At 65.7% G+C, this 25,678-nt stretch carries 29 protein-coding genes and 1 pseudogene; 13 read left to right on the forward strand and 17 right to left on the reverse strand.

The annotated features are described in order from the left end of the window. Position 1: 1 nt before the first annotated feature. Positions 2-688: an RlmE family RNA methyltransferase gene (locus DCG74_RS21355; protein WP_172786360.1), complete on the forward strand. Its 687-nt coding sequence runs from the start codon at positions 2-4 to the stop codon at positions 686-688. Between the two features lie 127 nt (positions 689-815). Here DCG74_RS21355 and DCG74_RS21360 read toward each other — a convergent pair whose 3' ends face one another. After that, positions 816-2,306, reverse strand: coding sequence for an MFS transporter (locus DCG74_RS21360; protein ID WP_172786361.1), 1,491 nt, complete (start codon positions 2,304-2,306; stop codon positions 816-818). A 449-nt stretch (positions 2,307-2,755) separates the two neighbouring features. Here DCG74_RS21360 and guaB point away from each other — a divergent pair, with 449 nt between their 5' ends. The 3 genes from guaB (at position 2,756) to DCG74_RS21375 (ending at position 6,036) form a co-directional block, all read left to right on the forward strand. Beyond that, on the forward strand, positions 2,756-4,249 hold the full coding sequence (gene guaB, locus DCG74_RS21365) for an IMP dehydrogenase (RefSeq protein ID WP_172786362.1): 1,494 nt from the start codon (positions 2,756-2,758) through the stop codon (positions 4,247-4,249). A gap of 300 nt (positions 4,250-4,549) precedes the next feature. After that, entirely contained in the window at positions 4,550-5,572 is a 1,023-nt protein-coding gene (locus tag DCG74_RS21370; RefSeq protein WP_172786363.1) for an NADP-dependent oxidoreductase, read from the forward strand. Positions 5,573-5,742: 170 nt separating this feature from the next. Further along, positions 5,743-6,036 carry a hypothetical protein gene (locus DCG74_RS21375; protein ID WP_172786364.1) on the forward strand — a complete coding sequence of 98 codons (294 nt, stop codon included), beginning with the start codon at positions 5,743-5,745 and terminating at the stop codon, positions 6,034-6,036. A 10-nt stretch (positions 6,037-6,046) separates the two neighbouring features. Here DCG74_RS21375 and DCG74_RS21380 read toward each other — a convergent pair whose 3' ends face one another. The 11 genes from DCG74_RS21380 to DCG74_RS21430 all read right to left on the reverse strand — a co-directional run bounded on the left by DCG74_RS21380 (position 6,047) and on the right by DCG74_RS21430 (position 15,838). Then, the gene (locus DCG74_RS21380) at positions 6,047-7,111 is read right to left on the reverse strand and encodes a LacI family DNA-binding transcriptional regulator (protein WP_172786365.1); all 1,065 of its coding nucleotides are present in this window, start codon (positions 7,109-7,111) and stop codon (positions 6,047-6,049) included. A gap of 238 nt (positions 7,112-7,349) precedes the next feature. Then, complete coding sequence (locus DCG74_RS21385) at positions 7,350-8,378, reverse strand: succinylglutamate desuccinylase/aspartoacylase family protein (protein ID WP_172786366.1); 1,029 nt, start codon at positions 8,376-8,378, stop codon at positions 7,350-7,352. A gap of 61 nt (positions 8,379-8,439) precedes the next feature. After that, positions 8,440-8,784 carry a RidA family protein gene (locus DCG74_RS21390; protein ID WP_172786367.1) on the reverse strand — a complete coding sequence of 115 codons (345 nt, stop codon included), beginning with the start codon at positions 8,782-8,784 and terminating at the stop codon, positions 8,440-8,442. A 55-nt stretch (positions 8,785-8,839) separates the two neighbouring features. Further along, positions 8,840-9,637 (reverse strand): transporter substrate-binding domain-containing protein, encoded by a 798-nt coding sequence (locus DCG74_RS21395; RefSeq protein ID WP_172786368.1) that lies wholly within the window; start codon positions 9,635-9,637, stop codon positions 8,840-8,842. Between the two features lie 26 nt (positions 9,638-9,663). Next, positions 9,664-10,392 carry an amino acid ABC transporter ATP-binding protein gene (locus DCG74_RS21400; RefSeq protein ID WP_172786369.1) on the reverse strand — a complete coding sequence of 243 codons (729 nt, stop codon included), beginning with the start codon at positions 10,390-10,392 and terminating at the stop codon, positions 9,664-9,666. After that, positions 10,379-11,029: an amino acid ABC transporter permease gene (locus tag DCG74_RS21405; RefSeq protein ID WP_172786370.1), complete on the reverse strand. Its 651-nt coding sequence runs from the start codon at positions 11,027-11,029 to the stop codon at positions 10,379-10,381. Before DCG74_RS21405 ends, DCG74_RS21400 begins: the two co-directional genes overlap by 14 nt. Positions 11,030-11,040: 11 nt before the next feature. Further along, positions 11,041-11,700 (reverse strand): amino acid ABC transporter permease, encoded by a 660-nt coding sequence (locus DCG74_RS21410; protein WP_172786371.1) that lies wholly within the window; start codon positions 11,698-11,700, stop codon positions 11,041-11,043. Between the two features lie 10 nt (positions 11,701-11,710). Further along, the gene (locus tag DCG74_RS21415; protein ID WP_172786372.1) at positions 11,711-13,006 is read right to left on the reverse strand and encodes an alanine racemase; all 1,296 of its coding nucleotides are present in this window, start codon (positions 13,004-13,006) and stop codon (positions 11,711-11,713) included. Between the two features lie 144 nt (positions 13,007-13,150). Next, positions 13,151-13,993, reverse strand: coding sequence for a metallophosphoesterase (locus DCG74_RS21420; RefSeq protein ID WP_172786373.1), 843 nt, complete (start codon positions 13,991-13,993; stop codon positions 13,151-13,153). A 69-nt stretch (positions 13,994-14,062) separates the two neighbouring features. Beyond that, positions 14,063-14,677, reverse strand: coding sequence for an acriflavin resistance protein (locus DCG74_RS21425; protein WP_172786374.1), 615 nt, complete (start codon positions 14,675-14,677; stop codon positions 14,063-14,065). 156 nt (positions 14,678-14,833) lie between these two features. Then, complete coding sequence (locus DCG74_RS21430; protein ID WP_172786375.1) at positions 14,834-15,838, reverse strand: radical SAM protein; 1,005 nt, start codon at positions 15,836-15,838, stop codon at positions 14,834-14,836. Positions 15,839-15,968: 130 nt separating this feature from the next. Here DCG74_RS21430 and DCG74_RS21435 point away from each other — a divergent pair, with 130 nt between their 5' ends. The 3 genes from DCG74_RS21435 to DCG74_RS21445 are packed head-to-tail and all read left to right on the forward strand — an operon-like array spanning position 15,969 to position 18,443. Further along, on the forward strand, positions 15,969-16,634 hold the full coding sequence (locus DCG74_RS21435; RefSeq protein WP_172786376.1) for an NUDIX domain-containing protein: 666 nt from the start codon (positions 15,969-15,971) through the stop codon (positions 16,632-16,634). Positions 16,635-16,683: 49 nt separating this feature from the next. Then, positions 16,684-17,106: an MAPEG family protein gene (locus DCG74_RS21440; RefSeq protein WP_172786377.1), complete on the forward strand. Its 423-nt coding sequence runs from the start codon at positions 16,684-16,686 to the stop codon at positions 17,104-17,106. 35 nt (positions 17,107-17,141) lie between these two features. Further along, positions 17,142-18,443, forward strand: a complete 1,302-nt coding sequence (locus DCG74_RS21445; protein WP_172786378.1) for an RsmB/NOP family class I SAM-dependent RNA methyltransferase — start codon at positions 17,142-17,144, stop codon at positions 18,441-18,443. Between the two features lie 209 nt (positions 18,444-18,652). On the opposite strand, the gene DCG74_RS21450 is transcribed toward DCG74_RS21445, so the two are convergent. From DCG74_RS21450 to DCG74_RS21460, 3 genes are all read right to left on the reverse strand, one after another. Beyond that, positions 18,653-18,862, reverse strand: coding sequence for a cold-shock protein (locus DCG74_RS21450; protein ID WP_008141931.1), 210 nt, complete (start codon positions 18,860-18,862; stop codon positions 18,653-18,655). 267 nt (positions 18,863-19,129) lie between these two features. Beyond that, a complete protein-coding gene (locus tag DCG74_RS21455) occupies positions 19,130-19,462 on the reverse strand; it encodes a DHCW motif cupin fold protein (RefSeq protein ID WP_172786379.1) in 333 nt (110 codons plus the stop codon). Positions 19,463-19,703: 241 nt separating this feature from the next. Beyond that, on the reverse strand, positions 19,704-20,075 hold the full coding sequence (locus DCG74_RS21460; protein WP_172786380.1) for a nuclear transport factor 2 family protein: 372 nt from the start codon (positions 20,073-20,075) through the stop codon (positions 19,704-19,706). A 148-nt stretch (positions 20,076-20,223) separates the two neighbouring features. Between DCG74_RS21460 and guaA the strand changes: the two genes are divergently transcribed. The 4 genes and pseudogenes from guaA to DCG74_RS21480 form a co-directional block, all read left to right on the forward strand. Beyond that, the gene (gene guaA, locus DCG74_RS21465) at positions 20,224-21,822 is read left to right on the forward strand and encodes a glutamine-hydrolyzing GMP synthase (protein ID WP_172786381.1); all 1,599 of its coding nucleotides are present in this window, start codon (positions 20,224-20,226) and stop codon (positions 21,820-21,822) included. A 305-nt stretch (positions 21,823-22,127) separates the two neighbouring features. Beyond that, positions 22,128-22,370, forward strand: a complete 243-nt coding sequence (locus DCG74_RS21470) for a type II toxin-antitoxin system Phd/YefM family antitoxin (protein ID WP_172786382.1) — start codon at positions 22,128-22,130, stop codon at positions 22,368-22,370. 3 nt (positions 22,371-22,373) lie between these two features. Further along, positions 22,374-22,811: a type II toxin-antitoxin system VapC family toxin gene (locus DCG74_RS21475; RefSeq protein ID WP_172786383.1), complete on the forward strand. Its 438-nt coding sequence runs from the start codon at positions 22,374-22,376 to the stop codon at positions 22,809-22,811. Positions 22,812-22,957: 146 nt separating this feature from the next. Beyond that, positions 22,958-23,275: pseudogene (locus DCG74_RS21480) on the forward strand (6-aminohexanoate hydrolase); the annotation flags it as partial. A gap of 163 nt (positions 23,276-23,438) precedes the next feature. Here the strand turns inward: DCG74_RS21480 and DCG74_RS21485 are convergent. Beyond that, positions 23,439-23,789, reverse strand: a complete 351-nt coding sequence (locus tag DCG74_RS21485) for a cupin domain-containing protein (protein ID WP_172786384.1) — start codon at positions 23,787-23,789, stop codon at positions 23,439-23,441. Positions 23,790-23,975: 186 nt separating this feature from the next. Between DCG74_RS21485 and DCG74_RS21490 the strand changes: the two genes are divergently transcribed. Then, entirely contained in the window at positions 23,976-24,638 is a 663-nt protein-coding gene (locus DCG74_RS21490) for an SRPBCC family protein (protein WP_172786385.1), read from the forward strand. Next, positions 24,638-25,000 carry a helix-turn-helix transcriptional regulator gene (locus tag DCG74_RS21495; protein ID WP_172786386.1) on the forward strand — a complete coding sequence of 121 codons (363 nt, stop codon included), beginning with the start codon at positions 24,638-24,640 and terminating at the stop codon, positions 24,998-25,000. Before DCG74_RS21490 ends, DCG74_RS21495 begins: the two co-directional genes overlap by 1 nt. 121 nt (positions 25,001-25,121) lie before the next feature. Here DCG74_RS21495 and DCG74_RS21500 read toward each other — a convergent pair whose 3' ends face one another. After that, positions 25,122-25,622, reverse strand: a complete 501-nt coding sequence (locus DCG74_RS21500; protein WP_172786387.1) for a peptide deformylase — start codon at positions 25,620-25,622, stop codon at positions 25,122-25,124. Between the last annotated feature and the right edge of the window lie 56 nt (positions 25,623-25,678).

Here is a 25,678-nt window from a genome sequence, read left to right on the forward strand (position 1 = left end):
TATGGCCAAGGACACGACCGGCCGCTTGCACGTCCAGGTCAAGACCGGCGGCAAGCGCAAATTGTCGTCGAAGCTGTGGCTGGAGCGGCAGCTCAACGATCCCTATGTCGCGAAAGCCAAGGCTGCGGGCTATCGCTCGCGTGCCGCGTTCAAGCTCTTGGAGATGGACGACAAGTTCCGGCTCTTGAAGCCGGGCATGGCCGTGGTCGATCTCGGCGCGGCACCCGGTGGCTGGAGCCAGATCGCGGCCAAGCGCGTCGGCTCGACGGAAGGCAAGGGCAAGGTCGTCGCCATCGATCTGTTGGAGATGCCGGAGATTCCCGGCGTCGATTTCGCGCAGCTCGACTTCATGGACAACGACGCGCCCGAGAAGCTCACCGCGATGCTCGGCGGCAAGGCCGACGTTGTGATGTCCGACATGGCCGCCAACACCACCGGCCACCGCAAGACCGACCAGCTGCGCATCGTCGGCCTGGTTGAGACCGCCGCGGCGTTTGCCTGCGACGTGCTCAAACCCGGCGGCGCGTTTCTGGCCAAGACGTTCCAGAGCGGCGCCGATGCCGATCTGCTCGCCCAGCTCAAGCGCGATTTCGCGACGGTGCGTCATGTGAAGCCCGCGGCGAGCCGGCAGGATTCCTCGGAGCGCTACGTGCTGGCGACGGGATTTCGGGGCGGGGGAACGGCGTAGCCTCGCACCCCGTCATTCCGGGGCGCCTCGAAAAGGCGAGCCCGGAATCCATTTCTCAACACGTTCCGCGGTGCGATGGATTCCGGGTTCGATGCTGCGCATCGCCCCGGAATGACCGAGGAGATATTCACCCAAGCCGCTGATCCCTTACGTCCTGCGTATCCTCGGACGCTGCCTTGACCGCCGCCTTCTCCGCACCCTTGCCCGCGCCCTTGCGGCTGGCGATCTCCACGGCCTTGCGACCGGAGATCTCGTGGCCGGCATCCGCGGGCATCTGCCAGAAGAACCAGCTCGAGGCCGCCGAGGTCAGCGCCACCACGACGAAGGCGGGCGCGAACACGGTGGCGTCGATCTCGCTGATATGGTGGAACCACATCGTCGTTTCCACGCAGGCCGCGCCGACGGCGACGCCGGCGGAGACCGCGAGCTGCTGGTTGACGCTGACGAGCGTGGTGGCCCGGCTCATCTGCGCGGTTTCGACGTCGGCATAGGCGACCGTGTTGATCGCGGTGAACTCCAGCGAGCGGAAGAAGCCGCCGACCACCAGGATGACCATGATGATGAGCAGCGGCGTCGTCACCGTGAACAGCGCGCAGACGGCGAGGAAGAACGCGCTGACGATCGCGTTCACCGTCATGAGGTTGCGGAAGCCGAAGGTGCGGATGATCCGCGCCGCCAGCGTCTTCATGCCCATGGCCCCGAGCGAGGAAGCAAAGGTGACGAGGCCGGAATGGAACGGCGACAGGCCGAAGCCGATCTGCATCAGGAGCGGCAGCAGGAACGGCAGCGCGCCGATGCCGAGCCGGAACAGGAAGCCGCCGAACACGGCTGCGCGCAGCGTCGGCAGCCTCAGGAGCGAGAAGTCCAGCACCGGCGATCCGGTCCGCCGCGCGTGGATGACGTAGAGCGTCATCGAGATCGCACCGCCCACGATCAGCGCGGCCACCGTGCTCCAGGGCAGCAGGTTGAGCCCGGCGACTGAAAGGCCAAAGGCGATCCCGGCAAGGCCGATGCCGGCGAGCACCATGCCGTAGAGATCGAACGGCTCCTGCGCCTCGCTCTTGATGGGATCGATGAAGCGCAGCGCCATGAAGATGCCGAGCAGGCCGATCGGGATGTTGATCAGGAAGATCCAGTGCCAGGACGCATAGGTGGTGATGAAGCCGCCGAGCGGCGGGCCGATCACGGGGCCGATCAGGGCAGGGACCGTCACCCAGGCCATGGCGTTGACCAGCGCGCTCTTGTCGACCGAGCGCAGCAGCACGAGGCGTCCGACCGGCGTCATCATCGCCCCGCCCATGCCTTGCAGAATGCGCGCGAACACGAAATCGGTGACCGAGGTCGAGAGCGCGCAGCCGACCGAGCCGACCATGAACACGCCGACCGCGATCGCGAATACCATCCGCGCGCCGAACCGGTCGGCGGTCCAGCCGCTCGCCGGGATGAACACCGCGAGCGACAGCAGGTAAGATGTGATCGCGAGCTTCAGCGTCAGCGGGCTGGTGCCGATGTCGGCCGCGATCGCCGGCAGCGAGGTGGCGATCACGGTCGAATCCATGTTCTCCATGAACAGAGCCGTGGCCACGATCAGCGGAATGACGCGTTGCTTGTCGACCATGAAATTAAAGAAAGCTGAAGGAGGGGCGGAGTTGCGGCTTATCACCGCCGTCCGCCGCCGACCATTGCGGATCGGCGCATAGCACCTAAGTCCCGCGTAACAACGGTGTGACCCTCTCTGTCATTCCGGGGCGCGCCCCTTGGCGCGAGCCCGGAATCTATTGGGCCACAGCGTTGCTGCGCGATGGATTCCGGGTTCGCGACTTCGTCGCGCCCCGGAATGACGCCGGAGGGGACGGCGGACGGAGCCGACCCCGCTGAATCGGCCCAAAAAAGCCTGTGCATGGCTGGCCAGCGGCCCGAATTGCTTTGATTCGTCACGCGGCCGTGCTATCGACCCGCGTCAACCCCACCGATGGGCTCCGATTCTCAAGGCGTTGCCGCAAGGGACGCCGAGGGCGGCGCTCATCCATTAGCATTTGCGGCAAGGCCGCAGGAAGGAGTTGGCAGATGGCCACGGTGCAACTTCAGGGCATCCGCGAAGCCTTTACGTTCGACGACGTGCTGTTGAAGCCGGGCCTGTCGGACGTCATGCCGGGCGAGGTCGACATCCGCTCCCGCGTCACCCGCGCCATCCCGCTCAACATCCCGATCATGGCCTCGGCCATGGACACCGTCACCGAGGCCCGCATGGCGATCGCCATGGCGCAGGCCGGCGGCCTCGGCGTCATCCACCGCAATTTCGATCCCGAAGGGCAGGCCGCCCAGGTGCGGCAGGTCAAGCGCTACGAGTCCGGCATGGTGGTGAACCCGCTCACCATCAGCCCCGACGCCACGCTCGACGATGCGCTCAAGCTGATGAGCGATCACGGCATCTCCGGCATTCCCGTCGTCACCGGCGCCGGCAAGAACACGCCCGGCAAGCTGGTCGGTATCCTCACCAACCGCGACGTGCGCTTTGCCACCGACCGCCGGCAAAAAGTCTCCGAGCTGATGACGCATGAAGGGCTCGTCACGGTCCGTGAGAATGTCAGCCAGGACGAGGCGCGGCGGATGCTGCACCAGCACCGCATCGAGAAGCTGCTGGTGGTCGACGATCAATATCGCTGCGTCGGTCTCATCACGGTGAAGGACATGGAGAAGGCGGTCGCCCATCCGCTCGCCTGCAAGGATGGGCAGGGCCGCCTTCGCGTCGCTGCCGCCACCACGGTCGGCGACACCGGCTTCGAGCGCACCGAGCGGCTGATCGATGCCGGCGTCGACCTCGTCGTCGTCGACACTGCGCACGGTCATTCCCGTCACGTGCTGCAGGCGGTGAACCGCATCAAGCGCCTGTCCAATTCGGTGCAGGTCGTCGCCGGCAACGTCGCCACCACGGAAGGCGCGCAGGCGCTGATCGACGCGGGCGCGGATTGCATCAAGGTCGGCATCGGCCCGGGCTCGATCTGCACCACCCGCATCGTCGCCGGCGTCGGCGTTCCCCAGCTCACCGCAATCATGGATGCGGTCGACGCGGCGAAGAAGGCCGATGTCCCCGTCATCGCCGACGGCGGCATCAAATATTCCGGCGACCTTGCGAAAGCGCTCGCGGCCGGCGCCGACATCGCCATGGTCGGCTCGCTGCTGGCCGGCACCGATGAGACGCCCGGCGAAGTGTTCCTGTGGCAGGGCCGCTCCTACAAGGCCTATCGCGGCATGGGCTCGGTCGGCGCGATGGCGCGGGGATCGGCCGACCGCTACTTCCAGCAGGACATCAAGGATACGCTCAAGCTCGTGCCTGAAGGCATCGAGGGCCAGGTGCCCTACAAGGGCCCGGTCGGCAATGTCATGCACCAGCTCGCCGGCGGCCTGCGCGCCGCGATGGGCTATGTCGGCGCGCGCGACATGAAGGAGCTGCACGACAAGGCCCAGTTCGTCCGCATTACCGGCGCCGGCCTGCGCGAAAGCCACGTCCACGACGTCACGATCACGCGCGAGAGCCCGAATTATCCGGGCGGGGGTTAGTCGTTCCATTCTCGGCGTCATCGCCCGCCTAGTGCGCACTTGCGCACAGGGGCGGGCGATCCAGTACGCCGCGGCTTCTCGGTCCAACAACGATTGTCTCGGAGTACTGGGTGCCCCGCCTTCGCGGGGCATGACAGCGCCTGTGTGGCGTGCGCGTGCCAAAAGCTCGTCATTGCGAGCCAACGGGTCCGCGCGAAGCGCGGCCCGATGACAGGCTCCGCGAAGCAATCCAGTCCTTTTGTATTGACGCGGCTGGATTGCTTCGCTTCGCTCGCAAGGACAGAAAAGTGGAGGAAGCCAATGGCCCAAGCCAAACGCATCGTTCTCGCCGCGCGTCCCGTCGGCGAACCCAAGCCGTCTGATTTTCGCCTGGAGGAATTCGCCGTGCCGACGCCAGGGCAGGGCGAAGTCCTGCTGCGCACGATCTGGCTTTCGCTCGATCCCTATATGCGCGGGCGTATGAACGATGCTCCGTCTTATGCCGCGCCGGTGCCGGTCGGCGGCGTGATGGAAGGCGAGGCGGTCAGCGAGGTCGTGGCCTCCAACAATTCCGATTTCGCGGTCGGCGACATCGTCCGCGCGCGCACCGGCTGGCAGTCGCACGCGATCTCGAACGGCAAGGGCCTGATCAAGGTGGATCCCAAGCTCGGTCCGATCTCGACGTCGATCGGGGTGCTCGGCATGCCCGGCATGACCGCCTATACGGGCCTGCTCGATATCGGCAAGCCGCAGCCGGGCGAGACCGTCGTCGTCGCCGGTGCGTCCGGCGCGGTCGGCTCGGCGGTGGGGCAGATCGCCAAGATCAAGGGCGCACGCGCGGTCGGCATCGCCGGCGGCAAGGACAAGTGCGACTACGTGGTGAAGGAGCTCGGCTTCGATGCCTGCATCGATCACCGCGATCCCGATCTCGCCGCCAAGTTGAAGGACGCCTGCCCTGGGGGTATCGACGTCTATTTCGAGAATGTCGGCGGTGCCGTGTTCGAGGCGGTGTTCCCGCTGCTCAACCCGTTTGCGCGCGTGCCCGTTTGCGGCCTGATCGCGCACTACAACGACACCGAGGCCAAGCCGCCGAAATGGGCCGCCCGCCTGATGTTCGCGACGCTGACCAAGCGGCTGACCTTCCGCGGCTTCATCGTGTCGGACTTTGCCGCCCGCCATGGCGACTTCCTGCGCGACATGTCGGCCTGGGTTCGCGAGGGCAAGGTCAAGTACAAGGAGTTCGTCACCGAGGGCCTGGAGAGTGCGCCCGGCGCCTTCATGGGCCTGCTGAAGGGGGCCAATTTCGGCAAGCAGCTGGTCCGGGTCGGGCCGGACAAGGCCTAGCGCGACAGGGAATGGGACTCACGTGGCCCCGCGGCCACACGCCGGGTGGGGATAGTTAAGAAAGAGTCACCAAATGGTCACACCTGCCCGCAAAAGCCGCAGGTGTGACCGCCTGTTCATTGACGGCCGGAGGAAGGCATTGAATCATCGCGCATATTTTAGGTGCTGCGATGTTAGAGATTGGTATTTTCTGCGTAATCCTCCTGGCCGCCAGCTATTGGGCGACCATGTTCATCATGGGCCGTCGCGACGACGTCATCCATGGCAAGTTCGTTCACGCCGAGGACGAGGGCGAATTCACGCCGGCCGCAAGGCCTGCTCCACCGCCATTCCCGAAGCGCCCGGTGAAAGCTGCGCAGCCCGCCTCTGTTCAGCCGGTCGGCACCGCGGCCAAGCCGGTGAACAGCGCCGCGCTGCAATCGCTGCTCGCTGCCATCCAGCAGGATCTCAAGAGCGTCGCGTAAGCCGCAACGCTCAGACGCTGCCGCGCTCGACCAGGAACAGATCGACCGCGAGCCGCTGCTCGGCGCGCGGCGTGCCTGAGAGCCGCGCCAAAAGCAGTTCGCCCGCGAGACGTCCCACGGCCGCCGCGTCGAATGAGATGGTCGTAAGGCCGGGCATGATTTGATCGGCGACGTCGTTGTCACCGAAGCCGAGGACGGCCAGATCGCGCGGCACCGACAGGCCGCGGGCGCGAGCCTCGATCAGCGCACCGGTCGCGAGCAGGTCGTTGGCGCAGAACACGGCGTCGACGTCGCCGCTGCGCTCGAGCAGGGCGGTGAAGGCGGCACGGCCGTCGACCAGCCCCGTCACCTCTCCAACGAGGATTTCGTGAACGATCGTGAGGCCGAGCTGTGCGGCGGCGGCGCGAAAGCCGTCGCGGCGGAGTGCGCCGCGGCCGCTGCTGCGGCCGATGAAGGCGATGCGGCGATGTCCCGCCTGCGCCAGCCGGCGCGCCGCCATCGCGCCGGCATCCGCATTGGGCAGGCCGACCAGCATGTCGATGGGATCGCGCGGGAACGCCCAGGTCTCGATCACGGGAATGCCGAGCTCGGCCAGCGCCGTGCGGTTCTCCTCGAGCTCGATGACGCCGGTGAACATCACCGCCGCGGGGCGGATGCCGCGCAGCGACTGGATCATCGCGACCTCCTTGGCATAGGAGTAGGAGGTCTGGCCGACCAGCACCTCAAAACCCTCCGGCTCGAGCGTCGCGGCAAAGCTGCGCACCGCAAGGCCAAACTGCTGGCTGAGGATGTTGGAGACGAAGGCGACGACCACGTTGGACCGGCCCGAGCGGAGCGCGCGGGCATGCGGGTTGGAGGCATAGCCGGTCGCCTCGATCACCTCGAGGATTCGCTCGCGGGTCTTGCGATTGACCTTCTCGGGGTGGCGCAGCACCCGCGACACCGTGATCGGCGCGACGCCGGCGCGTTCTGCGACTTCCTCGATGCGCGGCGGCCGTCCGGTCGCATTGCTGCGGCCGGGCGGCGCCGGAATGCGCACGACGTCGTCATAGCTCGGCTTGGCCGGATCGGTCATCGAATTCCTGAAGAGACGTCAGGTTAGAGCATCATGAGATCAGATCGTACTGCAACCGCATTGGCACTGCGCTCCCTCCCCCGCTTGCGGGGGAGGGTTGGGGAGAGGGTGTCTCCACGTCGGGATCGTCCAAGGTTACGGACGAAATCCCCAAGAGGAGAAAGCCCTCACCCGGATCGCTTTCGCGATCCGACCTCTCCCGCAAGCGGGAGAGGTGCAATGAGCATGCGGCCGAAGCTCACCGTCCCAAAACTTCCTCACGCTTCAAGGCGCGGCCGACCTGCACCAGGCAGTCGCCGCTCTGGCTGTCGGTGTGCAGGCGCTGCGAGATCACGATGCCGTCGGCGGGGAAGCGCAGCACCTCTTCGGCAAGCTCGGGGCGCTCGAAGTCGTGATACCAGCCGGCGATGTCGCCCGCCTTCACGCGCGCACCGACGGTGACAGCGGGCTCGAACCAGCCACGGCGCGTCGCGAACACGGCCTGGGCATGGTTCTGCAGGGCCAGCAGTTCGGTCGCGCGCTCGACCGGCGCATGCGGCCCGAGCACGGGCGCCTGGACGAGGCCGAGCGCGAGCAGCAGCCGATCGACCGCGCGCGCGGTGAACGCCATGGTCTGCGGCGTGACAGTGCCGCCGCCGCCGAATTCACCGGAGAGCCCGATCGCGCCGGCGCGCGCGGCCGCCGCCATCGAGGTCGGCGCCGTGGCGCCGTTCTCGGCGACGAAGGCGAAGGGCATCCCGAGCCCTTCCATCAGGCGCAGCGCGTGGCCGAACATTTCTGGCGGTCCCTGCCGCTCGATCAACGCGCAGGGCACGTGCGCCATCGACGTGCCGCCGGAGTGGATGTCGAAGACGACGTCGTGGCGCGGAAACAGCTCGTGCTCGAGGAAATGCGCCAGGCGGAAGGTCGGCGTGCCCGCGGCATCGCCCGGGAAGGCGCGGTTGAGATTGCCTTCATCGAGCGGCGAGCGGCGCCGTGCCGCCATCACGGCGGGCCAATTGGCGAAGGGCAGGATGGTGATCTCGCCCTTGATGGCGCTCGCATCGAGCCGGCGATACAGCCGCGTCAGCGTGATCTCGCCCTCATATTCGTCGCCGTGATTGCCGGCCATCAGGAGCAGCTTCGGTCCGGCGCCGTTCTTGATCCGGAAGATCGGGATCTTGAGCTGATAGTAGGGGGAGCGATCGATCGAGAAGGGAATGCCGAGATGGCCGGACCATTTCTGGTCCTTCTCGAAATCGATCTCGTGAAACAGTCCGGTATGCATGGGAGGCCTCGTGGCCGCGCCGTCGCCGGCGCCGGCCGAAGGTTGAAAGAAAGGCGGCGGCTTAGAGCAAGGCGACCGCGGTCATCTCGACGCGCAAATCGGGATCGGCGAGGCGGGCTTCGACGCAGGCGCGCGCCGGCGGATTGGCCGGATCGATCCAGGCGTCATAGACCGAGTTCATGGTGTCGAAGTCGGTGATATGCGGCAGGAAGACGTTGACCGCGATCAGCTTGGAGCGGTCGGAGCCGGCCTCCTTGAGCAGCGCGTCGATCTTGCCGAGCACCTGCTCCGTCTGCGACACGATGCCGGCCTTGCGGTCATCGGCGACCTGGCCTGCGATGTGCACCATGCCGCCGGCGGCGACGGCCTGGCTCATGCGCGATCCCACGACGTAACGTTTGATCATCTCAATTCTCCTCGTAAAGGTGGGCTCTCACATGATGCGAGAGCCCGTCCAAAATTCACAGCGTCGGCAACGACTGCTCTTCCTTGAACCATTTCAGCTGAAGTGCGCCGAGCTTGCCGTTGAGCTTGTTGAAGAAGATGTCGGTGTTGATCCAGTTGAGCAGGTTCTGCTCGCCCTGGCGGACGCCGACATGGGCCGGCGACTGGCGGATCAGGAATTTCAGCTCGACCTCCTTGGTCGGGTTCTGGTCCTGCACCTTCAGCGCAATGGCGCTGTTCTCCGCGAACGTGTCGGCCTGTCCGGCGAGATAGGCCGCAATCGCAGCCGGAGTGTCCTCGAAGCGCACCAGCTTCACCTTCGGCGCGTTGTCGGTGAGCCAGACGTCGAGCGTCGTACCTTTGGCGACGGCTACCGTGCGGCCCTCCAGATTGTCGGGCTTCTTGCCGGTGGCGGAGGGGAGCGACTTGGCGCCATAAACGCCGAGATTCACTACCGCATAGGGCTGCGAGAACATCACCTGCTGGGCGCGCTCGGGCGTGGCGCCGAGACCGGCGATCAAAATGTCGAGCTTGTCCGAGAGCAGGCTCGGGATGCGCGCGGCACCCGTCACCGGCACCAGTTCGAGCTTCACGCCCATGTCGGCGGCGATCAGTTTTGCAAGATCGGCATCGAGGCCGGCAATCTCGCCCTTGTCGTCCTTGAAGCCCCACGGCGCGGCATCAGTGAGAATGCCGACGCGAATCTTGCCGGCGCCGAGCACGTCCTGGAGCTTGTCGGCGTTGGCGACGTTCGGCGCGGCGAGAACGGCAAGCGCCGCGGCTGCGATGGTGAAGAGGGACTTCAATTTTCTCATGGCTCTCTCCTTGAAGGGGACGGTTTTCACTTGGCAGATGCGATGAAGCTTGCGAGCTCGGGTGTCTCAGGACTGACGAACAGTTTTGCCGGTGGGCCCTGTTCCCAGACGCGGCCCTGATGCATGAAGACGATGCGGTCGGCGACGTTGCGGGCAAAGCCCATCTCGTGGGTGACCAGGATCATGGTCATGCCCTGTTCCGCCATCGCTTCAATCACTTTCAGGACTTCGCCGACGAGCTCGGGGTCGAGCGCCGAGGTCACTTCGTCGAACAGCATGAGATGAGGCACCATGGCGAGACAGCGGGCGATCGCGACGCGCTGCTGCTGGCCGCCGGAGAGCTGCTCGGGCCAGGCGTCGATCTTGTCGGCGAGCCCGACGCGGGTCAGCACGTCCTCGGCCAAGGCCCGCGCTTTCGTCTTCTCGATGCGGCCGGTGAGCAGCGGAGCGAGCGTGATGTTGCGCTCGACCTTCAGATGCGGAAACAAATTGAAGGCCTGGAACACGATGCCGACGCGCTGACGGAATTTCTTTAGCTCAGGCATTTTGGCGTGGACCTTCTGGCCCTCGACCCGGATCTCGCCGGAATCGACGCTCTCCAGCGCGTTGATGCAGCGGAGCAGCGTCGACTTGCCCGAGCCGGAGCGGCCGATGATGGTGACGATCTCGCCTTCTTCGACCTCGAGCGAGACGCCCTTGAGCACCTCGACCTTGCCGAATGTCTTGCGCACGTCGCGGATTTCAACGAGAGCCATCGAGGCGGGCCTCCAGGGAGCGGGACCAGAGCGTGAGCGGCAGGCACAGCGCGAAATAGATCGCGGCGACCAGGGCGTAGGTGAGCAGCGGCTGGAACGTCGCCGCGCTCACCACCTGACCGGCGCGGGCGAGCTCGACGAAGCCGAGAATCGAGGCGAGCGAAGTGCCCTTGATCAGCTGCACCAGGAAGCCGACGGTCGGCGGCAGCGATAGCCGCAGCGCCTGCGGCGCGATGATGTGGCGGAATTGCTGCCAGGCGGAGAGGCCGAGACAGGCGCCGGCCTCCCATTGCGCCTGCTTCACGGCCTCCAGGCCACCGCGCCAGATCTCGCCGAGGAAGGCGGCGGTGTAGAGCGTGTAGGCGACCGTCACGGCGATCAGCGCCGGCACCTGGATGCCGAGGAAAACCGGCATGCCGAAATAGAAGAAGAACAACAGGCCGAGCAGCGGCACGCTCTGGATCACCTGGATGCACGCCGCCATCGCCCAGCGCAGGCTCGCGAACCGGCTGATGCGGCCGAGCGCAAGCCCGAGCGCCAGTGGCGCACCGAAGGCAAGCGCGAGCACGACGAGGGCGACGGTCCAGCGCAGCGCCGCGAACAGCGAAACGAAGTCGATGAGGGAGAAGGATCGCATCGCGTCGTCCCTCAGCGCCGCCGCGGCCAGCGGAAGGCCGCCAGACCGATCACGGTGAACAGCGCCTTGAACGACATCGCCATCGCGAAATAGACCGTGCAGATCACGGCATAGACCTCGAAGCTGCGATAGGTACGGCTCTCGATGAAGCCGGCGACGTGGAACAGCTCATCCGTGGCGACCTGCGAAGCGAGCGAGGTGCCGAGCAGCAAAAGCACGAACTGGCTGGTCACGGCGGGATAAGCATTGCGCAGCGCCGGCGGCAGGATGATGTGGCGAAACACCTGCCAGCCCGACAACCCCAAGCACTGGCCGGCCTCGACCTGGCTGCGCGGAATGGAATCGAGACCGGCGCGGATGATCTCGACGGAATAAGCGCCGAAATAGAGTGACAGCGCGACGGCCGCGGCCTCGAAGGCGGGCAGCTTCAGGCCGAAGTTCGGCAGCACGAAGAAGACGATGAAGATCTGGATCAGCGAGGGCGTGTTGCGGAACAGCTCGATGTAACCGCGCACCAGCCAGCGCAGCGACGTGATCCGACCCTTCAGCGCGACCGCGCCGGCGATGCCGATCACGAGCCCGGCGAACGCCGAGATCACCGTCAGCTCCAGCGTGACGATGGCGCCGTCGATGAGCTGGTTCTGATAGCGCCAGAGCGGCAGGAAGTTCATCGCGCCGCTCTCAGCCGAACTGGGTGGGGAGGGCGCGCGCCACGACGCCGTCGGCATCGAGGCCGAAGATCACGCGCCAGCGGTCGAGGCAGGTGCAGGGATGCGAGATGCCGAAGGCGATGATGTCGCCGACCGCAAGCGCAGCTTCGGATGCGACCGAGAGGAACGCGTGCTGGTCGTTGAGGCGGGTCACCGCGAGCGCCGCGGCAAGGCCTTGCTGCTCGACTCCGTCCCGGAACACGCGCAACGGCACGGGCAGTCCCTGGTCGAAGGAGGCATCGCGCATGCCGAAGCCGGCGATCGCAAGTCCGTCTTCGGGCCGCGACAGCACCTCGGCCCAGAGCGTCAGCGTGGGCCGAAAGCTCTCCACGGCCGAGTGGTGCAGGCCTTCGATGAGGAGGCCGCCGCGCCGGTCGACTTCCGCGAAGGCGCGCGCATAGATGCCGTGATCGGCGAAGCACAGTGCGCCCGAGCGCAGGATCACACTGGCGTTGCCGTCGGCCTGAGCCGCGGGCGCAAGTGCTCGCGCGACGATATCGAAATAGGCCGAGCCGCCGGCACTCAGGATCAACGGCCGCTTCGGGGCGGCCGCGCGCACCAACGCAAATGTCTCGATGGTGCGCTCCAGCAGCACCGCGATGGCGCGCATCGTCTCGTCGGTATCGGACGTTGCAGCGGCGCCTTCGTAAGTGGCGACGCCGCCGAGCACGAGCCGGTCGGCGGCGAGCACGGCTGCGATCGTTGCCTCGACCGCGGCGCGGTCGCGCGCGCCGGTGCGGTCGGCGCCGAGTTCGACCAGCACCGATAATTCACTGCGTCCCGCGATCCGCGCGGCCTCGGCGAGAGCTGCCACCGCAGCCGGTGAATCCGCGAAGGCGTGAAATTCGACGTCGGGATAGGCGCCGAGCAGCGCGCCGAGCCGCCGACCGGCGGCGAGCCCGCCGATCTCGTTGGCCAGCAGCAGGCGTCGCTCGCCGCTCGCGAGCAGCACGGCGGCCTGCTGGACGTTGGCAACCGTCGTGCCCCAGGCGCCGGCGGCGCGCAGCGAGCGGGCGAGCTCCGGCGACATCGGCGTCTTGGCGTGGGGCGCGACGGCAACGCCTGAACTCGCGCACCATTTTAGGAAGAGATCGCGGTTGGCCGCGAAGGCGGCTTCATCCAGGGTGAGGACGGGCAGGGCGAGATCGCCGTGTGCAGGCGACCAGCGCTGGTTGCCGATGTCCGCAGTGGCAACGCCATCGACCATGGGAATGCCCCGCACGGTCGCCGAAAGGCGTTGGTTCTCCCACCGGGACAAGAACTGCATCATCGCTCCCTCAGCGGCCCTCGACCGCTGCCAGGAAACGATACGGCCATATGACAACGTTGTCATTAGCGGATTTTAGCCAATCTGAGGCCAAATTCGATGCAATGAGGTATCAAGGTAAGGTGCGCTTGCCCCTGGAGTAGGCTAATGCTCGCCGCCCATCTGGATGAGCAGCTCCTCGATGTCGACATCGACCTGGCCGGCGGCCCTGACGTGACGGACCTCCAGACTGTCGGGCTGGAAGCGGTATTCGACGAGGCCGACTTCCTTGATCGCGATCCGGTCCTGGCGCTGATCGTTGATGACGAAACCCGCTGAAGGCGCCCAGACGTGGCGTGTATGGCGAAAGGTGAAGTCGCGGCGCTGGTGCACGTGGCCGCTGGCGACAAGACGCAGGTCGACATTGCCGAACAACTCGATCAGCCGCGCCCGCGCTGGCTGCGGCACGTAGCGGATCGACGTCTCCGGCGTCTCGGCATCGTCGGGCAGGTTGAGAAACAGCGGCTTGTGCAGGAACAGCGCGACCGGCCTGCCGTTCGTGCGCGAGATTTCCTGAGACAGCCAGTCGAACTGCTCGGCCTCGAAGGCGAGGCCCGAATTCATCACCAGCGAATTGAGGCCGATGAAGCGCCAGCCCGCGGCTTCGAACGACCAATGGTCTTCGCCGATGATGTCGCAGAACTGCCGGCGCTGCGTCTCGCTGACCGGCGGCTTCGGCGCCGGCCCGATCGCGGTCGGATTGTCGCCGATGTCGTGATTGCCGGGGAGATAGCGGCAGGTGACGGGCAGCGCGTCGTGCAGGCCTTTGGCGAATTCGACGTCGTCGCGGCTGGTCGGCCCGTCGAACGAGACGTCGCCGGTGTTGACGACGAGATCCGGCCTGCCGGCGTCGATGTGCTCGCTGATGCGATGGAAGTTGGCGATCAGGCCGGGGAAACGCCGGCCGAGATGAGTGTCGGAAATCTGCGTGAGACGAAATTCGGACATGCGATCATCCTACCGGTCGCCGCGCGTCGGAACGATGACGGGCCGGGCATGGATCGCACCGAACAAAGTTTAAAGCACGCGGTAGCGGATGGTGTAGCCGTCCTGCGGGGCGACCGCGCCGGCGAGCGGGGCGGCGATGCGGTCGGCGAGGTGCCAGGGGCCGAACTCGACGGAACGATGCGGCTCGGCCGGCAGGCGGAGGCGGAACTCGAAGATGCCCTTGCCGGACAAGTTCACGACCAGAACGCGATCGGCCGTGCGGTGGTTGAGCACCACTGCGCCGCGCAGCACCGCCCGGCCGTCCGCGAGATCGCGCACGCCGTCGACCAGCGCCAGCGTCTGATTGCGATCGGTGTGCAGCTCGATCTGGCTGTCGCTCACCGCCGTCAGCATCTCCCGGGGCATGCGGATCTCGAACTCGACGGCAGGCTTGGAGGGATTGAGGCCGAGATAGGCAAGCGCAGCGTGGCGCATGTCGTAGGCGGCGAAGGCGAACAGGGCGACCGCGGCCAAGGCAGCCAGCCCATGCCGGGCGACGTCGCGCCAGGTCCGATAACTCAGGCGGAAGTAGACCGTCATGGCCAGTGCGACCGCTAGGGCTGCCGCGATCCCTGATAGGGCCGACATCAGGATGCCGAGCTGGCCATCGGCGGATTCGGTGAAGAGGCCGGACAAGGTCGTCATGGCGGTATCTCGCCTCGGGCCCGAAATGGGGCCGAAATCGCTTTAACAATCTGTGGTTGGTCGCAAGAGCGGGAACGCCGGTTCAAGTCGCTCGCTGGCGACGGCAGCAATCCCGCGAGATTCCGGCGCCGCTGCGTGCCGGCGGTATCTGAAACGCTATTCCGCGGCAGCCAACACTGGGGTCGGGCGGCGGCTCGCGGCGTTGAACTTGCCGCACACCTGCGTGCTGAGGCAGTCGTCGCATTGCCGCGAACGCGCGGCCTGTTGCAACAGGCGGAATCGGCCGGGCAGGGCGGCGAGATCGGCGGCGTTGCGCAGGCTGCCGATATCGATGCCGTAGTCTTCCGTCGTGAAGCTGCAGGGCGAGACCCGGCCCTTCTCGTCGATGAAGAGGAAGCTCTCGCCGGGGTCGCAATCGGCCACCGGCATCCGCTCGCCCAGCGTGCTCGCCCGGATCCGCGCCAGATATTGCTCCCCGCCGACCAGCACGACGCCGCGTGCTGCGAGGCTTTTGCGGATCGCCGGCAGCGCCTGCTCCAGCGCGTCGACGTCGGCGCGGGTGAGGCGGTGCTGCGGGTAGAATTCCGGGCGGTCGCGGCCGCCGAGCTGGTTGTAGGTGATCTCGACGATGCCCCAACCGGCGAGCTCTTCGCACAGGGCGGCGAAGCGACCGACGTTCTGGTGCATCAGCACGACATTGGCGCGCAGCGTCAGCTTCGAGCCGCGTACGCGTGCCTCGGTGTTGAGCCGAGGGACCCAGCGGCGCAGCTTCTCGAAGCCGCCGGCCCAGCCGCGCGAGGGATCATGGAAGGCGGCAAAGCCGTCGACGCTGATGGTCAACTCCTTGTAGGTCTCGCACAGATGCTGGCGCAGGGCCGGGCTGCCGAGGGTAGTGCCGTTGGTGGTCGCACTCACCTCGAGGCCGAGCCCGCGTACGGCGTGGGTCAGCGCCTGCAACGGCTGCCAGCGCGGCGGCTCGCCGCCGAGCCAGCTCAGGAGCACACGGTCGCCGGTCTGCGCCTGATGCTCGGCCAGCACCGCGGCGAAGCGGAGGACGTCCGCCGGCGCAGCCTGGCTGCGCGGAAAGCCGAGCCGCTTGTCATACGCGCAGAACCCGCAGGCGAGGTTGCAACGGTTCACGACACGCCAGACGACGATCATGTTGGCCTCTCTCTTTGCCTCACTGTCTCAGACGATGATTGCCATCGCCTCGTTCAAGCTTGAGCTCCCCGCGGTTCTATTTGCAACTTGTTATTTGCAATTTGCTATTTGTATGAGATAGCATGGGCTTATGGCCGCCGAGCTGATCCGTCCGATCCTTACTGTCGACGTCGTGCTTCTCACCCTGCATGACGACCGCATCCACGTCGTGCTCCAGGCGCGCGAAAAGGCGCCGCATGCCGGGCAGCTCGCGCTGATCGGCGGCTATGTTCACCCCGAGGAAGATCCGTCCACGCAGGCCGCTGCGGCGCGCGTGCTGCGGGGCAAGGCCGGCCTTTCGATCCGTGTGCTCGAGCAGTTGAAGACGTTTTCCGGCGGAAGCCGCGATCCGCGCGGCTGGTCGGCGTCGGTCGCCTATTATGCGCTGTTGCCGCACCAGGATTTCGCCGCGCGGGGCGATGCCTCGCTGAGGATGCTGCCGGTTGCCGAAGCGAAGGGGCTGCCGTTCGACCACGATGCGATCGTGGCCGGCGCGATGCAGCGGTGCCGGCGCCGCGCGGCCTATTCGTCACTGCCGGCCTTCCTGTTGCCGCCGGAATTCACGCTGCCGGCGCTGCGGCGCGCTTATGAGGCCGCGCTCGGCCGCTCCCTCAACGACAGCGCCTTTCGCCGCAAAATCGACGAGCTCAGGATGATCGAGCCGGTCACGGGGTCCCTCAGCAAGGCGACGGCGCGACCAGCGCAATTGTTCCGCCTGACGAAAGCGAACGTTGTCGAATTCGACCGCACCGTGTAGCGGTTGTTTGCGCGAGCCGCCGTTCGCGCCTCAGTTCGGGAAAGTTCCGATGTCCGTTCAAATGGTCTTGCTGCCGGTCTTCGTGCAGATCGCTCTCACCTTCGCGCTACTGATCGGCATGGTCCTGGCGCGCCGCAAGGCCCTTGTCGCCGGCGAGACCAAGATCCGCGACATTGCCCTGGGCGAGCCGAACTGGCCGAAGGGCGCCACACAAATCGCCAATTGCTACCGCAACCAGTTCGAGCTGCCGGTGCTGTTCTACGTCTTGATCGCGCTGGCATTGCCCTTGCGCCGGGCCGACCTCTTCATCGTGCTGATGTCCTGGGTGTTCGTGGTGACGCGCTTTGCCCATGCCGGCGTGTTCGTCTCCTCCAACGATCTCGGCCGCCGCTCCACGGTCTGGCTCGCCGGCGTGCTGGTGTTGCTCGCGATGTGGATCTACTTCGCGCTGAAGCTCTTGTTGCTGATCTGAGCCTGACGCGCCGGATCCCATCTGAAAGATTTGAAATGACCCCCGCTGCCCGGCTGTCCGCAGCCATCGAAGTGATCGACACCATCGAGAGGGACCGCGTGCCCGCGGCGAAGGCGCTGAAGGAGTGGGGCACCGCGCACCGCTTCGCCGGCTCGGGCGACCGCGCCGCCATCGCCGGCCTCGTCTGGGACGTGCTGCGGCGCTACGCCTCGAGCGCCTGGCTGATGGATTCCGATACCGCGCGGGCCCGGCTGATCGGCATGCTCCGCCTCGAGCGCAACATGGACATGGCAACCATGGGCGCCTTGTTCGACGGCAGCCGCTTTGCGCCGGCGCCGTTGACCGAGGCCGAGCAGGCTGCACTCGCCTCGCGGTCGCTCGAAGGCGCGCCGGCCGCGATCGCCGGCGACTACCCGGAATGGCTCGACCCGTACCTTGCCAAGGTGTTCGGGGAGACCCGCCCGGCGGAAGCCGCGGCGATGGCGAGCCGGGCGCCGCTGGACTTGCGCGTCAACACGCTAAAATCCAATCGCGACAAGGTGCTGAAGGCGCTTTCTCATCTTCATGCAAAACCGACGCCCTGGTCCGCAACCGGCCTGCGCATCGAGCTTTCCGCCGATGCGCGCAACCCCGGCATCCAGGCGGAAGAGGATTTCATCAAGGGCGCCATTGAAGTGCAGGATGAGGGATCGCAGCTTGCCGCCCAGCTCACCGCGGCAAAACCCGGCGAGCAGGTGATCGATCTCTGCGCCGGCGCCGGCGGCAAGACGCTGGCGCTCGCCGCCCTGATGCAGGGCAAGGGCCGGCTGATCGCGACCGACCGCGACAAGCGCCAGCTCGCCCCGATCCATGAGCGGCTGTCGCGCGCCGGCGTCCACAATGCCGATGTCCGCACGCCCAAGGGCGAGGCCGATCCGCTTGCCGACATCCGCGGCTCCGCCGACCTCGTCGTGATCGACGCGCCCTGCACGGGAACTGGCACTTGGCGCCGCAACCCCGATGCCAAATGGCGGATGCGCCCCGGCGCGCTCGAGATCCGCCTGCGCGACCAGGCCGAGGTGCTGGAGCGTGCGGTTCCGCTGGTCAAGCCGGGCGGCCGCATCGCCTACATCACCTGCTCGGTGCTGGCGGACGAGAACGGCGATCAGGTGAGGGCTTTCGTCGGCCGCCATTCCGAGTTCACGGTCGTCCCGCCCGAGCAGACCGCGAGCGTGCTCTGGAACCAGGCGGACGCTTTTGGCGAGGCCGCGCTGCAGTCCGCCGAGGGCTGGCTGATGACGCCGCGGCGCACCGGGACGGATGGGTTTTTCGTTTCGGTGCTGAAGAAATCGGGCTGATTTCTCTCCCCGTCATTCCGGGGCGCCCGCAGGGCGAGCCCGGAATCCATCGGGCGGCAGGGTCTGCGGCTCAATGGATTCCGGGCTCTCGCTTCGCGAGCCCCGGAATGACCGGGGCAAACAAAAGCCCCGCAGACCGATCCCGGTCGCGGGGCTTTCGCGTTCTAACGTTCTGCCGGTACGTCCGTGGTCAGAACGCTGCGCCAGCGTTAGCCGACGCGGAGATTGTCAGCCGACGACTTGCCGCTGCGGCGGTCGGCGACGATGTCGAACGAGACCTTCTGACCCTCGTTGAGGGAAGAGAGGCCAGCGCGCTCGACGGCGCTGATGTGAACGAACACGTCCTTCTGGCCGTCATCCGGCTGGATGAAACCATAACCCTTTTGGGTGTTGAACCACTTCACGGTGCCCATAGCCATGGGAATTTCCTTTAGTTAGTTAGGTTGAGTACGCACGCAGACCGGTACGCAGCGTTGCGCCCATAGTCCCTGATGAGTCGATGTTTGGAGAATTCATCTGAAGCGTGCGCGCCCGTCAGCAACGAAGCGAAGCGGCCCAGTCGTTCGGCCAAGTATCGATGATCACAATATAGCGAGAATTTGGGGCCACTTCAAGGCACCACCCGCGGCTCGGCACCTCACGCGACTTTGCTATTTTGCGGTGCAAATTAACCGCGCCCTCGCGTGTTAGTCGACAATGAAAAGCGTCGCCCCCGTGGCCGTCGAGGACCGGTGCGCGGCGTCGCCGAAATCCGACACCTGGTAGCTCATCCCCGCGGTGAGCTTGAATTTGCGCCCGTCGCGCAGCTCGCTATCGAGCTCGCCCTGCAGCACGTACAGCACGTGGCCGCGATCGCACCAATGATCGGCCAGATAGCCCGGCGAGTACTCCACCATCCGCACCCGGAGCTCGCCGATGTTGAGCGTGCGCCACTTGGCCTCTCCGCGTTCGCCGGGATGCGTGGTCGGCTCGACCTTGCTCCAGTCGGTGACGGTGAAGGGGGAGGTGGGAAGTTTCATCGGGGATTCCTGTCTTGGAGCCGGCGGGCGCAGTGTTAGCGCACAGGCGTGCCGCAGTCTCCGTCGCAATGACGCTGGTGGCACGCTCGCGCCTCCCGCTCGGTGTCATCGCCCGGCTTGACCGGGCGATCCCGTATTCCGAGACGTCCGTGGTCGATCGAGAAGTCGCGGCGTACTGGATTCCCCGCTTTCGCGGGGAATGACAGCGGTGGGTGGCCTGCACCGTCCAACGCAGCGAGCCTCAATGCGCCAAATGGTTCGCCGAGCCCTGCACGATCAGCCCCGCCTCATTCACCCGCAGATATTCGCAGATCTTCTTGCCCCGCTCGTTCTCGTAGAACACCACGAGGCTGTCCGGGCTGACGAACAGATCGATCAGCGAGAAATGCAGGTTGGGCACCAGGGGAAGCGCCTTGCCCCAATAGGCGCGAAGGGCATCCTTGCCGCGCACGGTGCCGCTGGGGTCGAACCCCAGCATGGGAATGCGGTCCGAGGTCATCACCGCCGCCTCGTCGTAGAGCGTGAGCACGCGCTCGAGATCGCGCGCGTTCCAGGCCTCGACCCAGGTCCGGCCGAGCGCGGCAAGTGTTGACGGCTGATGGTGCTGTGACATGGCATTCTCCCTGATCGGCCCCTTTTCTGAAGACGGAGCATAATAGGTCAATATTACTTACCTATATTCATTTGTCCATGCCAAAGAAGCATGTGGGCGCACTGCTGCCGCGGTTGCGGGCCGCGCGCGGCCAGCGTATTGGCTGGCCATGACAGCAGCACAGAACGACCGCTCCGCGTCGACGCCCTCGGTGGCCTCGGCGCACGACAAGATTCTCATCGTCGACTTCGGCAGCCAGGTGACGCAGCTGATCGCGCGTCGCGTGCGCGAGGACGGCGTCTATTGCGAGATCGTCCCGTTCAACAAGGCCGAAGAAGCCTTCAAGGAGATGAAGCCGAAGGCGGTGATCCTCTCCGGCGGGCCGGAGTCGGTGCATGAGGCCGGCTCGCCCCGCGCCCCCCAACTGATCTTCGCCTCCGGCGTGCCGGTGATGGGCATCTGCTACGGCCAGATGACCATGGCGGCCCAACTCGGCGGTGAGGTCGAGGGCGGCCATCACCGCGAGTTCGGCCGCGCCGATGTCGAGGTCAAGGCCGACAGCCAGCTGTTCGCGGACGTCTGGTCGGAAGGGACCAAGAACCAGGTCTGGATGAGCCATGGCGATCGTATCACCAAGATGCCGCCGGGCTTCTCCGTCGCCGGCACCTCGCCGAACGCGCCGTTCGCGATCATCCAGGACGAGAAGCGCAAATATTACGGCCTGATGTTCCACCCAGAAGTGGTGCACACGCCCGACGGCGCAAAGCTCATCCGCAACTTCGTGCGCAAGATCGCCGGCCTCACCGGCGACTGGACCATGCGCGCCTTCCGCGAGGAGGAGATCGCAAAGATCCGCGCGCAGGTCGGCAAGGGCAGGGTGATCTGCGGCCTTTCCGGCGGCGTCGATTCGGCCGTGGCGGCCGTCCTGATCCACGAAGCCATCGGCGACCAGCTCACCTGCGTCTTCGTCGATCACGGATTGATGCGCCTCAACGAGGCCGAGCAGGTCGTCGACCTGTTCCGCCACCACTACAACATCCCGCTCGTGCACGTGGATGCCTCCAAGCAATTCCTCGGCGAGTTAGAGGGCGTCACCGACCCCGAAACCAAGCGCAAGACCATCGGCCGCCTCTTCATCGAGGTGTTCGAGCAAGAGGCCAAGAAGATCGGCGGCGCCGACTTCCTGGCGCAAGGCACGCTCTACCCCGATGTGATCGAGAGCGTCTCCTTCACCGGCGGCCCCTCGGTGACGATCAAATCGCACCACAATGTCGGCGGCCTGCCCGAGCGCATGAACATGAAGCTCGTCGAGCCCCTGCGCGAGCTGTTCAAGGACGAGGTGCGCAAGTTAGGGCGCGAGCTCGGCCTTCCCGAAATCTTCGTCGGCCGCCACCCGTTCCCGGGCCCCGGCCTCGCTATCCGCTGCCCCGGCGAGATCACCAGGGACAAGCTCGACATCCTGCGCAAGGCCGACGCCGTCTACATCGACCAGATCCGCAAGCACGGCCTCTACGACGAGATCTGGCAGGCTTTTGCCGTGCTGCTCCCGGTCAAGACCGTCGGCGTCATGGGCGACGGCCGCACGTATGACTATGTGGTTGGCCTGCGCGCCGTCACCTCCACCGACGGCATGACCGCGGACTTCTACCAATTCGACATGAAGTTCTTGGGCGAGACCGCCACGCGCATCATCAACGAGGTGAAGGGCGTGAACCGGGTGGTGTACGACGTGACCAGCAAGCCGCCTGGGACGATTGAGTGGGAGTGAGGATGTCGCTTATCTGAGACATTGACTAGCGTTGCGCGTCGAGGGCGACCTCTATTAAAGCGCAGTTGGTAGGATGGGTAGAGCGCAGCGAAACCCATCGCGTTTGCAAAACGAACTTGATGGGTATCGCTTCGCTCCACCCCTCCTACGATCTACTTGTTTAATATCTTCGCTTCGTCAGGGATCGTTCACTGAGGCAACGAAGCGGGCGCCGGGCTGGAAAGCACTCTGAGGCGGGTACGGCCAAGCCGTCTTGAAAATCGGGCAGTTTACCTATATGACTACTGTAGTCATATAGGTGTCCCATGCGCGAAATTCAGCTTCGTGATGCGAAGGCCAACCTGTCCGCAGTCGTCGATGAGGCGGTCGACGGCAAGCCTGCGGTGATCACGCGTCACGGCAAGAAGCAGGCAGTGGTCTTGGGCTACGAGGAGTGGCAACGGCTGTCGAAGGTCCCAAGCTTCGGGCGGCTCCTGATGGCGGCCCCCACGAGTGCGGGCGATTTGCCGGCCCGGAATCGATCTAAGCTGCGCAAGACCGATTTTTGAGACGTGTACCTCGTTGACACAAACATTATATCTGCGGTGTCGCCGAACCGGCCAGTACCTGCGGCGCTGGTCGAATGGATGGATGCGCAATCCGGCATCCTCTATTTGTCGGTGGTGACGATTGCAGAAGTCGAGGATGGAATAGCAAAGCTGCGGCGCGAAAAGGCTACACGCAAGAGTAAGGACTTGGCGCAATGGCTTGACGCCGTGCTGCACCTCTACGGCGATCGTATCCTGCCGTTCGACATGCCGACCGCGCGGCTCGCGGGGCAGCTGTCGGATCGGGCTCGCGGGCTAGGGCATGCGCCTGGATTTGCGGACATCATCATTGCTGCGACGGCGCGCCAGCACGCGCTGATGATCCTGTCCCGCAACGTCAGGCATTTCGAGCCACTCGGCGTGCCCGTACTCGACCCCTTCACTAAATTGCCGCTCTCCTGATTGTTGCGCAGGTGATGCGCGCTTGCGTCGGGTGTGCGCTGTGGTGGTCCATGATACGACATCTGCATCACCTTTCCGGAGCCAAGCTTGATGTCGATTGCGCCCGCCGCCACTCAGCCTGCCACCACCACCGACCCCGAGCCCCTCGGCTCAACGGCCGCCAGATCGTGCCATCGCAGGTGGTCGAGGACATCGCGCGCGGCGGCGATCCCGAAAAGTTCAAGCCGGCCGGCTACACCACGCTGCCGGGTGCGTCCTATCGCAATCAATGGTGGGTCACGCACAACGACCACGGCGCCTACATGGCGCGCGGCGTCCACGGCCAGGGCATCTACATCGATCCCAAGGCCGAGATGGTGATCGCCCGCTACGCCTCGCATCCGATGGCGGGCAACGCCGCCAACGACCCCGTGACGCTGCCGGCCTACAGGGCGCTGGCGAAGGCGTTGATGGCGGGCGGGTAGGGTGGATTAGCCTGCGGCTGCGCGAAGCGCAGTCCGCCGGCGTAATCCACCATCTCTCGCCGCGCCGTGTTGCCAGATGGCGGATTACGCTTTCGGCTAATCCGCCCTACGAGCTGGCGAAGGCGCTGATGGCGGGCGGGTAGTGCATCGCGAGGCTCGCGCCTCACTCGCGCGCCTCCTGCCAATGCGGATAGGTGACATAGGCGGTGAGGGCGCCTTGCTCGTGCGAGCGGATCGTGACCGTCTCGCCCTTCGGCATGTAGACGATCTCGCCGGGACCGGCGGTGACGGTGCTGCCGGCGCTGGTGACCGAGAGCTTTCCTTCCAGGACGAGCATGACGTCGTCGACTGCAAGCGTCTCGTTCAGGCTCTGGTTCGGCGCGTAGCGGCCGAAGCCGATGGTGATCGGTCCGCCGTGACGCTGGTCGATCACATTGCCGGCGAAGATATCGCCGTCCTGTCCCGGCGAGCGTTCGAGCGAAGCATCGGCGATGGCGAATTTGCGAACTTTCATGAATTCCTTCCGTTCTAGGCGGGGCTTGGTGGGAACAGGGCACCGATAGACGCCTGGACAGGTGTTTGGTTCGCGTCGGCGCGCGAGGCGGTTTGACGCAGTAGCGTCACTGAATATAAGGATTGACTTATATTAGTGGTGTTCGATATTCATTGCCTCACACGAAAGCGACAGGGAGAGGCGCCAATGGAATTCGACGTCGCCAGGGTCCTCGGGCTCGTCACACGTTCGGTGAGGAATTTCGCCAAGGATGGGAAACCGGCGAGCATCGTGACCCTCACGCGGCTCTACGACACCGGCGTCGACGATCTCTGGGACGCCGTGACCAGCAGGGAGCGGATCCCGCGCTGGTTTGCGCCGGTCGAGGGCGACCTCCGGCTCGGGGGACGCTACCAGGTCAAGGGCAATGCGGGCGGCACCATCACGGCCTGTACGCCGCCGACCCATTTCGCCGCGACGTGGGAATTCGGCGGCGCCACGAGCTGGATCGACGTCAGCCTGACAGCCGAGCGAAGCCAGGCGCGCCTGACGCTTGAGCACACAGCGATCATCGAGGATCATTGGAATCAGTTCGGCCCGGGGGCGGTCGGTATCGGTTGGGACCTCGCGCTTGCGGGACTGGAGCGTTATCTTGCGACCGGGGCATCGGTCGACCATGAGACGGCGGAGGCCTGGATGGTCTCGCCCGAGGGCAAGGACTTCATGACGATGAGCGGCGAGCATTGGCGTGCGGCGCATGTCGCAAGCGGGGTCGATCCAGCCACGGCGAAGGAGCGCTCGGACCGAACCATCGCGTTCTATCGCGGCGAGATGCCGCCCGACATCGTTCATCCCGGCACCGGAAGCTGATGCACGCCTTCGAAGTCCTCGCCGATCCCGTGCGCCGCCGCATCCTCGAGCTACTGGCGCCCGGTGAGTTGGCATCCGGCGAGGTCGTCGAAATCATCGGGGCCGAGTTCGGCATCACCCAGGCGGCGGTCTCGCAGCACCTCAAGGTGCTGCGCGAGAGCGGCTTTGCGAGCGTCCGGGCCGAGGCGCAAAGGCGGCTCTATTCGGTCGACGCGGCCGGGCTGCAAGCGGTCGATGCCTGGGTCGGCCAGTTCAGGAATTTCTGGGAGCCGAAGCTGGACGCGCTGGCAACCGAGATCGCGCGCGGCAAACGCGAACGCCGCAACGCGCCGATCACCAAGCGCGGCGGGAAGCGGGCGTGAGGAGAGAGAACGCGTAGGGTGGATTAGCAGACCGCTGCGCAGAGCGCGGCGGGCGGCGTAATCCACCATCTCCCTCGTTTCGTCATGTTCAGATTGGTGGATTACGCTTCGCTAATCCACCCTACGAATTCCGAGCCATCTTCTCGTACTTTTTCACCAGCCGCTCCCGCTTCAGCCGCGACAATCGCTGGATCCAGAATAGGCCGTCGAGCTGGTCGATCTCGTGCTGGTGGCACACGGCGCGCAAGCCATCCGATTCCTCGGTGTGCATGTTGCCGTCGAGATCAGAATAGCTGATCCGGACCCGCGCATGGCGCTGCACCTCGTCGTTGACCCCGGGCATCGAGACGCTGCCTTCGCGATGCATGATCATCTCCGGCGAGGTCCATGTGATCTCCGGATTGACGTAGGTCTGCGGGCCGTCCTTCGCGTCGAGCTCCAGCACCACGACGCGCAGGGGCACGCCGATATGCGGCGCAGTGATGCCGATGCCGGGCGCGGCGCGCATCGTGTCGAGCAGATCCTGCGCGAGCTCGCGCAAGGCATCGTCGAACACAGTGACGGGGCGGGCCGGCAGCGCAAGCCGGCGGTCGGGATAGCGCACGATCGGGCGAATGGTCATGCAGGCTCCTACCACTCGCTCACGGATCATTGAAGCATGTCCGCTTGACTGTCTAC

The sequence above is a fragment of the Bradyrhizobium sp. WBAH42 genome, from assembly GCF_024585265.1.
Taxonomy (GTDB): domain Bacteria; phylum Pseudomonadota; class Alphaproteobacteria; order Rhizobiales; family Xanthobacteraceae; genus Bradyrhizobium.

Excerpts from the sequence above, each read along its gene's own strand:
- DCG74_RS21355 (WP_172786360.1), top strand. The coding sequence starts at position 2 with ATGGCCAAGGACACGACCGGCCGCTTGCACGTCCAGGTCAAGACCGGC.
- DCG74_RS21360 (WP_172786361.1), bottom strand. The coding sequence starts at position 2,306 with ATGGTCGACAAGCAACGCGTCATTCCGCTGATCGTGGCCACGGCTCTG.
- guaB (WP_172786362.1), top strand. The coding sequence starts at position 2,756 with ATGGCCACGGTGCAACTTCAGGGCATCCGCGAAGCCTTTACGTTCGAC.
- DCG74_RS21370 (WP_172786363.1), top strand. The coding sequence starts at position 4,550 with ATGGCCCAAGCCAAACGCATCGTTCTCGCCGCGCGTCCCGTCGGCGAA.
- DCG74_RS21375 (WP_172786364.1), top strand. The coding sequence starts at position 5,743 with ATGTTAGAGATTGGTATTTTCTGCGTAATCCTCCTGGCCGCCAGCTAT.
- DCG74_RS21380 (WP_172786365.1), bottom strand. The coding sequence starts at position 7,111 with ATGACCGATCCGGCCAAGCCGAGCTATGACGACGTCGTGCGCATTCCG.
- DCG74_RS21385 (WP_172786366.1), bottom strand. The coding sequence starts at position 8,378 with ATGCATACCGGACTGTTTCACGAGATCGATTTCGAGAAGGACCAGAAA.
- DCG74_RS21390 (WP_172786367.1), bottom strand. The coding sequence starts at position 8,784 with ATGATCAAACGTTACGTCGTGGGATCGCGCATGAGCCAGGCCGTCGCC.
- DCG74_RS21395 (WP_172786368.1), bottom strand. The coding sequence starts at position 9,637 with ATGAGAAAATTGAAGTCCCTCTTCACCATCGCAGCCGCGGCGCTTGCC.
- DCG74_RS21400 (WP_172786369.1), bottom strand. The coding sequence starts at position 10,392 with ATGGCTCTCGTTGAAATCCGCGACGTGCGCAAGACATTCGGCAAGGTC.
- DCG74_RS21405 (WP_172786370.1), bottom strand. The coding sequence starts at position 11,029 with ATGCGATCCTTCTCCCTCATCGACTTCGTTTCGCTGTTCGCGGCGCTG.
- DCG74_RS21410 (WP_172786371.1), bottom strand. The coding sequence starts at position 11,700 with ATGAACTTCCTGCCGCTCTGGCGCTATCAGAACCAGCTCATCGACGGC.
- DCG74_RS21415 (WP_172786372.1), bottom strand. The coding sequence starts at position 13,006 with ATGCAGTTCTTGTCCCGGTGGGAGAACCAACGCCTTTCGGCGACCGTG.
- DCG74_RS21420 (WP_172786373.1), bottom strand. The coding sequence starts at position 13,993 with ATGTCCGAATTTCGTCTCACGCAGATTTCCGACACTCATCTCGGCCGG.
- DCG74_RS21425 (WP_172786374.1), bottom strand. The coding sequence starts at position 14,677 with ATGACGACCTTGTCCGGCCTCTTCACCGAATCCGCCGATGGCCAGCTC.
- DCG74_RS21430 (WP_172786375.1), bottom strand. The coding sequence starts at position 15,838 with ATGATCGTCGTCTGGCGTGTCGTGAACCGTTGCAACCTCGCCTGCGGG.
- DCG74_RS21435 (WP_172786376.1), top strand. The coding sequence starts at position 15,969 with ATGGCCGCCGAGCTGATCCGTCCGATCCTTACTGTCGACGTCGTGCTT.
- DCG74_RS21440 (WP_172786377.1), top strand. The coding sequence starts at position 16,684 with ATGTCCGTTCAAATGGTCTTGCTGCCGGTCTTCGTGCAGATCGCTCTC.
- DCG74_RS21445 (WP_172786378.1), top strand. The coding sequence starts at position 17,142 with ATGACCCCCGCTGCCCGGCTGTCCGCAGCCATCGAAGTGATCGACACC.
- DCG74_RS21450 (WP_008141931.1), bottom strand. The coding sequence starts at position 18,862 with ATGGCTATGGGCACCGTGAAGTGGTTCAACACCCAAAAGGGTTATGGT.
- DCG74_RS21455 (WP_172786379.1), bottom strand. The coding sequence starts at position 19,462 with ATGAAACTTCCCACCTCCCCCTTCACCGTCACCGACTGGAGCAAGGTC.
- DCG74_RS21460 (WP_172786380.1), bottom strand. The coding sequence starts at position 20,075 with ATGTCACAGCACCATCAGCCGTCAACACTTGCCGCGCTCGGCCGGACC.
- guaA (WP_172786381.1), top strand. The coding sequence starts at position 20,224 with ATGACAGCAGCACAGAACGACCGCTCCGCGTCGACGCCCTCGGTGGCC.
- DCG74_RS21470 (WP_172786382.1), top strand. The coding sequence starts at position 22,128 with ATGCGCGAAATTCAGCTTCGTGATGCGAAGGCCAACCTGTCCGCAGTC.
- DCG74_RS21485 (WP_172786384.1), bottom strand. The coding sequence starts at position 23,789 with ATGAAAGTTCGCAAATTCGCCATCGCCGATGCTTCGCTCGAACGCTCG.
- DCG74_RS21490 (WP_172786385.1), top strand. The coding sequence starts at position 23,976 with ATGGAATTCGACGTCGCCAGGGTCCTCGGGCTCGTCACACGTTCGGTG.
- DCG74_RS21495 (WP_172786386.1), top strand. The coding sequence starts at position 24,638 with ATGCACGCCTTCGAAGTCCTCGCCGATCCCGTGCGCCGCCGCATCCTC.
- DCG74_RS21500 (WP_172786387.1), bottom strand. The coding sequence starts at position 25,622 with ATGACCATTCGCCCGATCGTGCGCTATCCCGACCGCCGGCTTGCGCTG.